This window comes from Alloyangia pacifica, from assembly GCF_020524285.1.
GTDB lineage: Bacteria > Pseudomonadota > Alphaproteobacteria > Rhodobacterales > Rhodobacteraceae > Salipiger > Salipiger pacificus_B.
On the sequence record NZ_JAIVKX010000025.1, the window covers coordinates 24,135 to 36,451 of the forward strand.

Here is a 12,317-nt window from a genome sequence, read left to right on the forward strand (position 1 = left end):
GCGGCGACGGCGTGCGCCATGCCAAATTTATTGATTGCACAATTGCAAATATCTTGCCAGCGTGATCATACCGGTATGACCGGTCGGACCAGTATGCAAGAAACCGCTACGGGCGGCATAACAACAGGGAGAAAACAATGCTTAGGAAACTCATCGTTCCGACATGGATCATGGCCACGGCCCTCGGTGGCGCCGCGCAGGCGCAGGAGACGCTGGAGGTCGGCGCAAACATCGGCAACGTGCCGTGGGAGTTTCAGGATGAGAGCGGTGCGTTTGTCGGCTTCGAGGTCGACCTTGCAAATGCCGTGGCCGCGCAGCTCGGCCGCGACGTGGAAATCGTCAATATCCCGTTCAACGGGCTGTTCTCCGCGGTGCAGTCGGGCCGCATCGACATGGCCATGTCCTCGATCACCATCACCGACGAGCGCCTGCAGTCGGTGAGCTTCGCCCAGCCCTATTACGACAGCGACCAGTCGCTGACCGTGGCCGCCGAAGGTCCCGCGTCGCTGGAAGAAATGAAGGACAAGGTCGTCGGGGTCGACACCGGCTCGACCGGCGACATGTGGGCCACCGAGCACGCTGCGGAATACGGCTTTGCCGACATCCGCCGTTACGAAGGGCTGCAACCGGCGATGCTCGATCTGACCGCGGGGCGGATTGACGGCTATATCTCCGACATCCCGGCGCTCCAGTACTACGTGAGGGACAAGCCGGCGCTGGAGGTCGTTCAGCGCATCGAGACCGGGGAGAAATACTCCTTCATGTTCGCCAAGGACGCGGAACTGGCCACCGAGGTCAATGAGATCCTCAGCGGACTGAAGGAAGATGGCATCCTCGCAGAGATGCATGAGAAGTGGTTCGGCGCAGCGCCCGAGGCCGGAACTTCGACAGCCACCGTCCTCGACATGCCGACCGCCAAGTAATTGCGCGTGACCCGGGCGCCCCGGTGCCCGGGTCACAGCAGGGGATCCCGATGGACTTGTTCGAAACCTTCTTCAATCTCGAGGTGCTCGCCCGCAGCTTTCCGATGCTGCTCAAGGGGCTCTGGCTCACGCTCGAGCTGGGCGCCGCAAGCATTCTCGCAGGCCTGGTGCTCGGGCTCGCGCTTTGCATGATGCGGCTCTACGCGGTGTCCCCGGTGCGGATCCTGACACGCATCTACATCGACGTGTTCCGGTCGATCCCGCTGCTGGTGCTGCTCATCATTGTTTACTACGCGCTGCCCTTCATAGGGGTGCGGCTCTCGCCATTTGTTTCGGCGATGACCGCGCTGACCATGGTCTCGGGTGCCTATACCGCCGAGATATTCCGCTCCGGCATCGAGGCGATCCCCAAGGGCCAGTTCGAAGCCGCCGCTGCCCTGGGCTTGGGGCACCGACAGACGATGGTCGACGTGATCCTGCCGCAGTCGATCCGCATGGTGATCCCGCCACTCACCAACAATTCGATCAACGTGGTCAAGGATACGGCGCTGGCTTCGGTCGTGGCGATGCCCGATCTGCTGAAGCAGGCAACGCAGGCGCAAGCGCTTGCGGCCAACCCGAGCCCGCTGATCGGTGCCGCCGCGATCTACCTCGCCTTCCTCCTGCCGCTGGTTCTGCTTGTCTCGCGGCTGGAACGGCGGCTCAGCCGGGGGAAAGCCTGATGCCGGGATATATCAGCATCCGAAACCTGCAGAAGTACTACGGCCACTATCATGCGCTGCGTGGCATCGACCTCGAGATCGCGCGCGGCGAGGTGGTCTGCGTGGTCGGCCCCTCGGGCTCCGGGAAATCGACCTTGATCCGCTGCATCAACCGGCTCGAGGATTTCTCGACCGAGAGCGCTATCCACGTCGACAGCGTGCCGGTGCTGCCCGGTGCCAATCTCGCCAAGGTGCGCGCCGAGGTCGGCATGGTCTTCCAGAGCTTCAACCTCTTCCCGCATCTCACCGTGCGGCAGAACATCATGCTCGCACCCCGCCGCGTGCGGGGTACGAGCAAGACCGCCGCCGCGGCGCAGGCCGACCAGCTGCTCGCGCGGGTGGGATTGGCCTCGCAGGCCGAGAAGTATCCCAGCGGCCTCTCGGGCGGCCAGCAGCAGCGCGTGGCGATCGCCCGGGCGCTGGCAATGGAGCCGCAGGTGCTGCTCTTCGACGAGCCCACCTCGGCGCTCGACCCCGAGATGGTCGGCGAGGTGCTCGACGTGATGCGCGACCTCGCGCAGACCGGCGTGACCATGGTGGTGGTGACCCATGAGATGGGCTTCGCCCGGCAGGTCGCCGACCGCGTGATCTTCATGGACGGCGGCGAGGTGATCGAGAGCGCGCCGCCCGCGGAGTTCTTCTCGGCCCCGCGCGAGACGCGCACTCGCAACTTCCTGCACGCCGTGCTGGACCACTGAACAAGACACACCAAGAAAGACACAGGGACAGGCGATGTCAGACTATCAAGATCAGCTCGACATGGGCTTCGTGCGCGGCCAGTTTCCCGCGCTGGCCAAGGACTGGGCGTTTTTCGACAATGCCGGCGGCTCGCAGACACTGCAGGGGGCCATTGATCGGATCGTCGAGTTCCTGACCCACCGCGACGTGCAGATCGGCGGCAGCTACGAGATCTCGCAGCTCGCGGCACAGGCCCTGATGGACGGACGCCGCGCGGCGCAGACCTTCGTCAATGCCGCACGGCCGGAGGAGATCGTCTTTGGCCCCTCGACCACGGCGCTCGTTCAGACGCTTGCGGCGGCCATGCGCAGCCAGTTCGAACCGGGAGACGAGATCATCGTCACCCATGCCGACCACGAGTCCAACATCGGCCCGTGGGAACGGCTGCGCGAGTTCGGCGTGGTGATCAAGGTCTGGCCCTTCGATACCGCCTCCATGCGCCTGAGGCTCGAGGACCTCGCGCCCCTGATGGGCCCACGCACGAAGCTGGTCTGCGTTCACCATGTCTCGAACATCCTCGGCCAGATCAATCCGGTGGCCGAGATCGCCGAGTTCGTGCATGCGCGCGGTGCGAAGATCTGCGTCGACGGCGTCGCCTACGCGCCGCACCGTGCCATCGACGTGACCGGCTGGGACGTCGATTACTACATCTTCAGCCTCTACAAATGCTACGGGCCGCATACCGCGATCATGTATGGAAAATACGAGCTGCTGGCCGAGCTCGACGGTCTCTATCATTACTTCTATGGCAAGGATAAAGTCCCCGGGAAGCTCGAGCCGGGCAACCCCAACTACGAGCTGGCCTACTCCGTGACGGCGGTTGTTGAGTACATCCAGGCGCTCGGTCGCTGCGCCGGCTCGGATGCGGAGGGGCGGGCGCTCTTCGAGGCCGGGTTTGGGGCCATCGCCAGGCAGGAAGAGGTACTGACAAACCGCCTTCTGGACTGGCTGCGCGCGCGGAACGACTGCCGTGTCATCGGTGATGCGCGAAATGACGGAAATCTGCGCGTGCCGACCATCTCTTTCCGGGTCGAGGGCGTGAGGTCGGGGGCGGTTGCCCGTGCGATGGACGATTACAAGATCGCCATCCGCTACGGGGACTTCCATTCGCGCCGGCTCGCGGAGCTTCTGAGCGAAGACCATGATGACGGCGTCGTGCGGGTCTCCATGGTACACTACAACTCCTTGGCCGAGCTCGAACGTATGCTCTCTGCACTGCCCGGCATCCTGACGCGGGAAGCTGCGGCATGAGCGGGCCGCGGCCCGACCTCGTGATCCGCGGCGGCACGATCGTGACCGCCGCGGACCGCTTCCGCGCCGACCTCGCCGTGACAGGCGGCAAGATCACCCAGATCGCTGACTGCATCGAGGGCGGTGCCGAGGAGATCGATGCCACCGGTCTGCTGCTGCTGCCCGGCGGCATCGACGCCCATGTCCATCTCGCGCAGGCGCAGGGCGACGGCACCGTCATGGCCGATGGCTTCGCCTCGGGCACACGCTCGGCGGTGGCCGGGGGCAACACCACGGTCCTGCCGTTCGCGTTGCAGCGGCGCGGACAATCCCTGCGTCAGGCAGTCGCGGACTACCATGCGCTGGCGGAACGACAATGCTGGTGCGACGTGTCCTTCCACATGATCATCACCGACCCCACACCCCAGGTGCTCGGGCAGGAACTGCCCGCGCTGGTGCGTGAAGGCTACACCTCCTTCAAAGTCTTCATGACCTACGACGACATGGTCCTGAACGACGCCGAGCTGCTCGAGGTCTTCGACGTTGCCCGGCGCGAGGGAGCGCTGGTGATGGTCCACGCCGAGGGCCACGACGCGATCAAGTACATGACCCGCAAGCTCGAGGAGAGCGGCCGCACCGCGCCGTACTTTCACGCCGAGGCCCATGCCCAGGTCGCCGAGCGCGAGGCAACGCACCGCGCCATCAGCCATGCCGAACTGGTCGATGTGCCGGTGGTGATCGTGCATGTCTCGGGCCGCGATCCAATGGAGCAGATCCAATGGGCCAAGCGACGCGGGCTGAACGTCTTCGCCGAAACCTGCCCCCAGTACATCGCGCTGACCAGGGACGACCTCAAGGGGCTGAACATGGACTTCGAGGGGGCGAAATACGTCTGCTCGCCGCCGCCGCGCGACCGCGACAGCCAAGAGGCGATCTGGCAGGGGCTGCGGGACGGCACCTTCGACCTTTTCTCATCGGATCACTGCCCCTTCTACTTCGAGGATGCCGAGGGCAGGGGCAAGGATACGCCGCGTGCCCGCACCTCCTTCAAATGGGTGCCGAACGGCATCCCCGGCGTCGAGACGCGTCTGCCGATCCTCTTCTCCGAGGGAGTCTCGAAGGGCCGCATCAGCCTGGAGCGCTTCGTCGCCCTGACCTCCACCAACCCCGCGAAGCTCTACGGCATGTACCCTAGGAAGGGTGCGCTGGTGATCGGTGCGGATGCCGACATCACGCTGTGGGACCCGGACCGCCGCGGGGTGGTTCGCCAGGAGCATATGCACCACGGCGCGGATTACACGCCCTACGAAGGAATGGACATCACCGGATGGCCGGTGCGCACGATCCTGCGCGGGCGCACGGTCTACATGGAGGCGGAAGAGATCGGGCCGGTTGGACAGGGCCGGTACCTCGTTCGCGAGAAGTCTCCGCGCCGTCTCTGAGAGAGGCAAGGCCGGTCAATTGAAAAGCGATCCATTGCCGCTTTGCAGCGGTGATCGGTGCCGACCGTTGGCAGCAGGGACACCGGCGGAACGCAATTGGAATTCAGCTAGGTTGAACGTTCTACTTGTACGAATGTTGTCGCCTTCGGCGATCAGGTTTCGCGAGCTGGGTCGGAAGCGCCGGATGCCTGGTGGGCCCACTTTTGCAGGATATGCGCGGCTTCAGCATCGCGGTGCCGGGCGCTGACCATTCCCCGCTCCGGCGCGGGCAGCCCGCATTGTGCCAGCATGCGATCGACGTCGATGGGAAAACGGGCGCTTTCCGGCAACTCCCCGAGCGCCGCACCCGCCTGCGCCATGTCCGCCGCGTAGTAGAGCTCCGACACCCCGCAGATCAGCATCGCGGCGACGCAGAGCGGGCAGGGCTCGCAACTGGAGTAGAGCGCCGCGCCGCGCAGATCGACGGTGCCGAGATTGCGGCAGGCATCGCGGATCGCCTCGGTCTCGCCATGCGAGGTCGGATCATGGTTGAGCACCGAGCGATTGATGCCCTCGCCCACGATCTCCCCGTCGCGGACCACCACCGCGCCGAAGGGTTCCGTACCCGGCGTGGTCAGCGCCTGTGCAGAGATCTCGATGGCACGGCAGAGGAAGCGGTCTTCAAACATCGGCGCTCTCCTCGGCGGCGAAACAGGCAACGCGGCGATCATGGACGCGCATCTCGCGCTGCGGCCGTTCGCGCTTGCAGCGATCAAGGGCAATCGGGCAGCGCGGGTGGAAGCTGCATCCGGGGGGCGGCGACACCGGCGAGGGCACTTCGCCGCCCATCGGCGCGCGGTCGCGCTTCGGGGCTTCGAGGTCGGGGATCGTGTCGAGCAGCATGCGCGTGTAGGGATGCAGCGGGCGGGCAAAGAGATCGGCGGTCGGTTGGATCTCGACGACCCGCCCGAGGTACATCACGGCGATCACGTCGGCCATGTGGCGTACCACCGACAGGTCGTGGCTGATGAAGAGGTAGGTGAGCCCCATTTCTTTCTGCAGACGTTTCATGAGGTTGAGGACCTGCGCCTGCACCGAGACGTCAAGCGCCGACGTGGGCTCGTCGCAGACGAGGAACTCCGGCTCGCCTGCCAGCGCGCGGGCGATCGAGATGCGCTGACGCTGGCCTCCCGAGAATTCGTGGGGGAACTTGGCGGCATCGGCGGGCGCGAGACCCACGGTGCGCAGAAGCTCATCAACGCGGGCCATAACCTGCGGCTCGGGCGTCTCGGGGCGCAGCGTGCGCAGCGGCTCGGCGATGATCCGACCGACCCGCCAGCGCGGGTTGAGCGAGGCATAGGGGTCCTGGAAGATCATCTGCATCTTGTCGGGATCTCCGTTGAAGCGGATCGCGCCGCCGGAGGGCGCGTGCAGCCCGGTGACCAGCTTGGCGATCGTCGACTTGCCGCAGCCGGACTCGCCGACCAGCGCCAGCGTCTGGCCGAGTTGAATATCGAAATCCACCCCGTCGACAGCGCGCAGAGTGCGCCGCGGCTTGCCTTCGAGCAGGCGGTTGAGCCAGGGGGCGGAGACGTCGAACCGGCGCTCCAGCGCGTCGACTTCGAGGATCGGTCGGGTCATGCGGTTTCTCCGGTCAGGGCGAGCCAGCAGGCGGCGCCGGTGGTTTCCAGCCGCGGCGTGTCACGGCGGCAGCGCGGTCCGGCATGGGCGCATCGCGGGTTGAAAGCGCATCCCTGCGGTATGCTGTTGAGCCGCGGCATCGCGCCCGGGATCATCTGCAGCTCGTCCATGTCCTTGCGCAGGCTGGGGATCGAGCCCATCAGCCCCTCGGTGTAGGGGTGACGCGGACGGCGCACCACGTCCTCGACCGCGCCGAGCTCGGCCAGCCGCCCTGCGTACATCACCGCCACCCGGTCGGCGGTTTCGGCGATCACCCCCATGTCATGGGTCACCAGCATGACCGCCGTTCCGCGCTCGCGACAGAGCCGCTTGAGCAGCGCGGTGATCTGCGCCTGGATCGACACGTCGAGCGCGGTGGTCGGTTCGTCGGCGATGATAAGTTCAGGCTCGGCACAGAGCGCCAGCGCGATCACGATGCGCTGCCGCATGCCGCCGGAAAACTGGTGCGGGTAGTTGTCGATGCGCTCCTCGACCGCCGGAATGCCGACCTCGCGCATAAGCTCGAGCGCGCGGGCGCGGGCGGCACTTTTGCTCAGATCGGTGTGCAGGCGAATGGTCTCGACGAGCTGATCGCCGACCCTGAACAGCGGGTTGAGCGAGGTCAGCGGGTCCTGGAAGATCGCGCCGATGCGACGGCCGCGCACCTTCTGCATCTCGCTCTCGGTCAGCGTGTCGATGCGGGTGCCCGAAAGGCGGATCTCGCCGGCGGCGATGCGGCCCGGCGGCTCGAGCAGGCCGAGGATCGCCATGCCGGTCATCGATTTGCCGGCACCGGACTCGCCGACGACGCCAAGGATCTCGCCGCGCCCGATGGTCAGCGAGATATCATCCACGGCGGTGAGCACGCCGCGGCGGGTGGGAAACTCGACGCGCAATCCGCGCACGTCCAGAACAGGGTCGGTCATCGCTCGCTCCTTGCGTAGCTGGGGCGGAAGATCTCGGTCACCGGCGGATGGCCGGCGGTGCGGTCGGGGTACTTGGCGATCAGGCCGTTGAACTGCGCCTGCGCGCGGACCATGTCGGCGTCCTCGTCGCAACCGGGAATCCTGCGGTCGGTCATCACGCGGCGCCCGTCGATCCAGACATCGCGCACGTCACGCCCCGAGGCCGAGGTCATCAGGCTCTGTACCGGGTCGGGGGTCTGCAGCGTGCGGCCGAGGTCGATCACCGTTATGTCGGCGCAGGCTCCGGGCGCGAGCAGGCCGAGATCGGTCCGGCCAAGCGCGCGCGCGCCACCCAGCGTGGCCGCGTCGAACATTTCCTCGCTGCGCAGAGCGTCGGCGCCGGCAATCCGCGCGGCCATCATGCCGATCTGCATGTTGAGGACCATGTCCGGCGGCCAGGTGTCGGTGCCGAGCCCGATATTGATGCCGCGCGCCCGGCAGGCCGGGAAGGAGCGCAGCAGGCCACCGTGCCTCGCAGAAACCAGCGGGCAATGGACCAGTGTTGCGCCGCGCTCGGCGATCAGTGCGAAGTCGCGCTCCGAGGCATGGGTTCCATGTGGCAGCAGCCAGTTGCTTTCCAGCGCGCCGATCCGGTCGAGCCAGTCGATCGGCGTGGTGCCATGCTGCTCCTGCACCAGCCGCAGCTCGGTGGGCGACTGGCAGCAATGCTGACGTACCGGCGCACCCATCTCTGCGGCAAGCGCCTGGGTGCGGCGCAAGAGCTCTTCGGTGCAGGTCTCGATCCGGTCCGGGGCGAACATCGCGCGGATGCGGCCGCCTGCGGTGCCGTCGATGCGCGCGGCAAAGGCCGCAGCGTCCTCCAGCCCCTGCAGCCCGCGCGGTTCGTCGTAGATGGCGCGGATCGTGCCCGCCTCGTTGGTGACCTGCCCGCCGGTGCGATAGGCGGGGCCGAGATAGACGCGCAGCCCCAGCTCCTCGGCGGCCTGTGCGGCAGCGTCGAACTCGGCCACGGTCTCACCCCACGCGCGGTAGAACAGCGACGCGATGGGCAGGGCGGTGGTGATGCCGTTGCGAATAAGCTGCGCGAAGGCAAAGCGCTTCTGGAAGGCCAGCTCTTCGGGCGAGTACATCTCGTAGGGGCCGCGCGCGACGTAGCTCTCGGGCCAAACCCGGCCCGTCTTCCACGCGGGGCCATTGTCATAGCCCAGGATGGTCGTATCGAGGTCCGAAAGCGCGTCGAGGTCGATGAACCCGGGCGAGATCACAGCCTCCCCGTAGTCCACGCGCTGCGCGACCTCACCGTCGAAGCCGCGCCCCACGTGCAACACGCGGGAGCCCTCGATCACCACCACCCCGTTCTCGTGCACGACGTGGCGGCCGTCCTCGTGACCGATGACCCAGCGGGCCGAGAGCAGGGTGCGGCTCATGGCGCGTCGATCACGGCTTTGCCGCCCCGCGCGACGACCATGCCGCGTTTGAGCACCAGCGACCGGGGCGCGCGCAGTGCGACCGCCTCTGCCAGCGTCTCGCCCTCGACCAGCACGGCATCGGCCTGATCGCCGGGTTCCAGTCCGTAGCCCTCGACTTCCATGATCGCGGCGCCGCCATGGGTGCAGATGTACAGCGCCAGTTCGACCTCGTCGTCGCGTCTCAGGTTGTTGCGCAGCCCGACGAACATCGCCCGTTCCAGCATGTCGGCGTTCCCATAGGGTCCCCAGGTGTCGCGGATGCCGTCCGAACCCGCGCCGGTGAGGATGCCCGCCGCCTTTAGCTCCTTGACCAGCGGCACCGGCGCCGAGGCCGGCGCGGTGGTTATGATGTGGATGCGCTCTTCGGCGAGCTGCTCGTGCAGCGATGCGACATAGGCACGGTCACTCATGCCGAGGCAGAAGGCGTGGCTGACGGTGACCTTGCCCTGCATCCCCTGGGCTCGGGTCCGGCCGATGATCTCTTCCATCGAGAACCCACCCATCAGGTCACGCTCATGCAGGTGGATGTCGATCGGCTTGCCATGCTTTTCGGCGAGCCGGAACACCGCATCGAGATGCCCCTTGGGGTCGCGCTCGATGCCGCAGGGGTCGATGCCGCCGACAACGTCGGCGCCGAGCGCCAGCGCCTCATCCATCAATTCGACCGTGCCGGGTCGCGGCATCATCGAGGACTGCGGGAAGGCGACGATCTCGATATCTACGTAGCCCGCCAGTTTCTCGCGCGTGGCCATGACGCCCTCGATTCCGCGCAGCCCGTGGTGGGTGTCGACATCGACGTGGCTGCGAATGTGGGTGGTGCCATGGCTGATCGACAGGATCGCCTGCCGCTCGCTCTGCACCTGCGGGTCGAGCCCGAGCGAGACCTTCACCTCGCGTTCGTTGTCGATCTTGTCGATCAGCCGCGGGCCGACCTCGTTGCGGTACCAAGGCAGGCCGAGCAGTGACTTGTCGAGATGGGTGTGTGCCTCGACCAGCCCGGGGATCAGGATGCGACCGCCGCAGTCGATGACCTCGGCACCCTCGGGCGCGGCGGCGGCAAAGCGGCCGTCCACGATGTGCAGGTCGGTGGCAGGAGCGCCCATCGGGCGCACGTTCTTGAGGGTCTTTGCAGTCATGGTCATCTCAGTTTCGGGTTGAGCGCATCGCGCAGCCAGTCGCCGATCATGTTGACCGACAGGACGATCAGGCACAGCTGGATCGCGGGAAACACGACGATCCACCACAGGCCGGAGAAGAGGTACTGGTTGCCCACGCGGATCAGCGTGCCGAGGCTGGGCTGGTCCGGCGGCATGCCGACGCCGAGGAAGGACAGCGTCGCCTCGGAGAGGATCGCGAGGCCGAAGTTCAGCGTCGCCGCGACGAGGATCGGGGTCATGCAGTTGGGCAGGATGTGGTGCAGCATGATCCGCCAGGCCTTCACCCGGATCAGCCGCGCCGCGCTGACGTAATCCTTCTTGCGCTCGACCATCGCCGAGGCGCGTACGGTGCGGGCGTATTGTACCCAGGATGGCACCGCGATGGCGAGGATCAGGATCGGCGCGGCCAGCACATCCTTGAGGTGCGTCGGCAGCGCGGCGGTGGCGACGGCGGTGATGAGGATGGCGATCAGGATGAAGGGCATAGACAGCAGCACGTCGCCGAGCCGCATGATCACGTTGTCGATCCAGCCGCCGAAGTAACCTGCGATGAGCCCCAGAGAGAGCCCGACCGCCAGCGCCACCATGACCGAAGCAAAGCCGATCACAAGGCTGATCCGCGAGCCGTAGAGGATCGCCGAGAGGATGTCGCGGCCCTGCGTGTCGGTGCCGAGGATGTAGGGCCATTGCCCCTGCGCGTTCCAGATCGGCGGAATCTCGGCGTTCCACAGTTCGAGCGCGGCCAGGTCGTAGGGGTCCTGCGGCGTGATGAGAGGTGCCAGCAGGGCGCTCAGCGCCACGAGCGCCAGCAGGCAGGCCGCAAAGATCGCGCTGGGATGACTGCGGAAGGAATACCACAGGTCGCTCTCGCGCAGCGCGGTAAGGCGCGTCCGGCGGGGCAGGGCGGTCTCTGCGGGGGGCTTCGGAGTGTCGGTCATGGGGGAGATGTCAGCCATTGGCCCCTCCGGCTTTGGCGGCATCGTCGCGCAGCCGGGGATCGACCCAGGCATAGGTCACGTCGACCAGCGTATTGAGCAGCACGAAGATGAAGGAAACGAGCATCAGGTAGGCGGCCATCACCGGGATATCGACGAAGGTCACCGCCTGGATGAAGAGCAGCCCCATGCCGGGCCATTGGAACACCGTTTCGGTGACCAGCGCGAAGGCGATGAGGTTGCCGATTTGCATGCCGGTGAGGGTGATCACCGGCATCAAGCAGTTGCGTAGCGCGTGCACCCAATGCACCCGGGCTTTCGGCACGCCGCGTGCGCGGGCGAATTTCACGTAGTCGCTGCGCAGGGTCTCGAGCATCTCGGCCCGCACCAGCCGCATCACCAGGGTGATCTGGAAGGTCGAGAGCGAGAGCGCGGGCAACACCAGCGCCGCGCGTCCCGACGGGGTGAGCAGCCCGGTCGACCACCAGCCGATGTCCACCGTCTCGCCGCGCCCGAAGGCGGGCAGCCAGCCGAGACTGACCGAGAAGCCGAGGATCAGCAGGATGCCGACCACGAAGCTCGGCAGCGAGACGCCGACGATCGAACCCAGCTGCAGCGCGTTCGCCAGTCGCGAGTTGCGGTGCACGGCAGTGATCACCCCGAGCGGGATGCCGACCACGAGCGAGATCACCGTGGCCACAAGCACCAGCTCGAAGGTCGCCGGGAACCGCTCGCCGATCAGCACCATCACGTCCTGCTGGTTGCGGTAGGAGATGCCGAAATCGCCCTGCGCGGCATTGGTGACGAAGCGCGTGTACTGGGTGACGAAACTGTCGTTCAGCCCCAGTCGCTCGCGCAGCTCGGCGCGGTCGGCTTGCGTTGCCTGCTCGTTGACCATCATCTCGACGGGATCGCCGAAGAAGCGGAATATCACGAAGGCCAGCAGCGCCACGGCGAGCATCACGAAGGCCGCGTTGGCCGTGCGCTTGATGAGAAAGGCGAGCATGGCTCACTCCTGTCTTGCGGGCGGGACGGACCCACCGGCTGTCATCCTGTCTCGAGGGGTTAGGACGCGGG

At 66.4% G+C, this 12,317-nt stretch carries 12 protein-coding genes; 5 read left to right on the top strand and 7 right to left on the bottom strand.

All coding sequences use genetic code 11. The features are described 5' to 3' along the window. Positions 1 to 137: 137 nt before the first annotated feature. Genes LC039_RS25490 through hydA form a run of 5 tightly spaced genes read left to right on the top strand, consistent with a single transcriptional unit; the run spans position 138 to position 5,094 of the window. Positions 138 to 923 carry an ABC transporter substrate-binding protein gene (locus LC039_RS25490; protein WP_226629475.1) on the top strand — a complete coding sequence of 262 codons (786 nt, stop codon included), beginning with the start codon at positions 138 to 140 and terminating at the stop codon, positions 921 to 923. 50 nt (positions 924 to 973) lie between these two features. After that, positions 974 to 1,645 carry an amino acid ABC transporter permease gene (locus LC039_RS25495; protein WP_226629477.1) on the top strand — a complete coding sequence of 224 codons (672 nt, stop codon included), beginning with the start codon at positions 974 to 976 and terminating at the stop codon, positions 1,643 to 1,645. Further along, a complete protein-coding gene (locus LC039_RS25500; RefSeq protein ID WP_226629478.1) occupies positions 1,645 to 2,382 on the top strand; it encodes an amino acid ABC transporter ATP-binding protein in 738 nt (245 codons plus the stop codon). Before LC039_RS25495 ends, LC039_RS25500 begins: the two co-directional genes overlap by 1 nt. A gap of 34 nt (positions 2,383 to 2,416) precedes the next feature. Beyond that, entirely contained in the window at positions 2,417 to 3,673 is a 1,257-nt protein-coding gene (locus LC039_RS25505; protein WP_226629480.1) for a cysteine desulfurase-like protein, read from the top strand. Beyond that, positions 3,670 to 5,094 carry a dihydropyrimidinase gene (gene hydA / locus LC039_RS25510; protein ID WP_226629481.1) on the top strand — a complete coding sequence of 475 codons (1,425 nt, stop codon included), beginning with the start codon at positions 3,670 to 3,672 and terminating at the stop codon, positions 5,092 to 5,094. Before LC039_RS25505 ends, hydA begins: the two co-directional genes overlap by 4 nt. Positions 5,095 to 5,246: 152 nt before the next feature. Here the strand turns inward: hydA and LC039_RS25515 are convergent, their stop codons facing one another. Genes LC039_RS25515 through LC039_RS25545 form a run of 7 tightly spaced genes read right to left on the bottom strand, consistent with a single transcriptional unit; the run spans position 5,247 to position 12,246 of the window. Further along, positions 5,247 to 5,762 carry a nucleoside deaminase gene (locus LC039_RS25515; protein WP_226629483.1) on the bottom strand — a complete coding sequence of 172 codons (516 nt, stop codon included), beginning with the start codon at positions 5,760 to 5,762 and terminating at the stop codon, positions 5,247 to 5,249. Beyond that, complete coding sequence (locus LC039_RS25520; RefSeq protein ID WP_226629485.1) at positions 5,755 to 6,714, bottom strand: ABC transporter ATP-binding protein; 960 nt, start codon at positions 6,712 to 6,714, stop codon at positions 5,755 to 5,757. The genes LC039_RS25515 and LC039_RS25520 overlap by 8 nt, the downstream gene beginning before the upstream one ends. Further along, on the bottom strand, positions 6,711 to 7,679 hold the full coding sequence (locus LC039_RS25525) for an ABC transporter ATP-binding protein (protein WP_226629486.1): 969 nt from the start codon (positions 7,677 to 7,679) through the stop codon (positions 6,711 to 6,713). The genes LC039_RS25520 and LC039_RS25525 overlap by 4 nt, the downstream gene beginning before the upstream one ends. Next, positions 7,676 to 9,106 carry a chlorohydrolase family protein gene (locus LC039_RS25530; RefSeq protein WP_226629488.1) on the bottom strand — a complete coding sequence of 477 codons (1,431 nt, stop codon included), beginning with the start codon at positions 9,104 to 9,106 and terminating at the stop codon, positions 7,676 to 7,678. Before LC039_RS25530 ends, LC039_RS25525 begins: the two co-directional genes overlap by 4 nt. After that, the gene (locus tag LC039_RS25535; protein WP_226629489.1) at positions 9,103 to 10,290 is read right to left on the bottom strand and encodes an amidohydrolase family protein; all 1,188 of its coding nucleotides are present in this window, start codon (positions 10,288 to 10,290) and stop codon (positions 9,103 to 9,105) included. The genes LC039_RS25530 and LC039_RS25535 overlap by 4 nt, the downstream gene beginning before the upstream one ends. Further along, complete coding sequence (locus LC039_RS25540) at positions 10,287 to 11,261, bottom strand: ABC transporter permease (protein ID WP_226629495.1); 975 nt, start codon at positions 11,259 to 11,261, stop codon at positions 10,287 to 10,289. The genes LC039_RS25535 and LC039_RS25540 overlap by 4 nt, the downstream gene beginning before the upstream one ends. Further along, a complete protein-coding gene (locus LC039_RS25545) occupies positions 11,254 to 12,246 on the bottom strand; it encodes an ABC transporter permease (RefSeq protein WP_226629497.1) in 993 nt (330 codons plus the stop codon). The genes LC039_RS25540 and LC039_RS25545 overlap by 8 nt, the downstream gene beginning before the upstream one ends. Between the last annotated feature and the right edge of the window lie 71 nt (positions 12,247 to 12,317).

Coding starts and splice junctions, on each gene's coding strand:
- LC039_RS25545 (WP_226629497.1), bottom strand. CDS start 12,246: ATGCTCGCCTTTCTCATCAAGCGCACGGCCAACGCGGCCTTCGTGATG.
- LC039_RS25530 (WP_226629488.1), bottom strand. CDS start 9,106: ATGAGCCGCACCCTGCTCTCGGCCCGCTGGGTCATCGGTCACGAGGAC.
- LC039_RS25490 (WP_226629475.1), top strand. CDS start 138: ATGCTTAGGAAACTCATCGTTCCGACATGGATCATGGCCACGGCCCTC.
- LC039_RS25495 (WP_226629477.1), top strand. CDS start 974: ATGGACTTGTTCGAAACCTTCTTCAATCTCGAGGTGCTCGCCCGCAGC.
- LC039_RS25505 (WP_226629480.1), top strand. CDS start 2,417: ATGTCAGACTATCAAGATCAGCTCGACATGGGCTTCGTGCGCGGCCAG.
- LC039_RS25540 (WP_226629495.1), bottom strand. CDS start 11,261: ATGGCTGACATCTCCCCCATGACCGACACTCCGAAGCCCCCCGCAGAG.
- LC039_RS25515 (WP_226629483.1), bottom strand. CDS start 5,762: ATGTTTGAAGACCGCTTCCTCTGCCGTGCCATCGAGATCTCTGCACAG.
- hydA (WP_226629481.1), top strand. CDS start 3,670: ATGAGCGGGCCGCGGCCCGACCTCGTGATCCGCGGCGGCACGATCGTG.
- LC039_RS25520 (WP_226629485.1), bottom strand. CDS start 6,714: ATGACCCGACCGATCCTCGAAGTCGACGCGCTGGAGCGCCGGTTCGAC.
- LC039_RS25525 (WP_226629486.1), bottom strand. CDS start 7,679: ATGACCGACCCTGTTCTGGACGTGCGCGGATTGCGCGTCGAGTTTCCC.
- LC039_RS25500 (WP_226629478.1), top strand. CDS start 1,645: ATGCCGGGATATATCAGCATCCGAAACCTGCAGAAGTACTACGGCCAC.
- LC039_RS25535 (WP_226629489.1), bottom strand. CDS start 10,290: ATGACCATGACTGCAAAGACCCTCAAGAACGTGCGCCCGATGGGCGCT.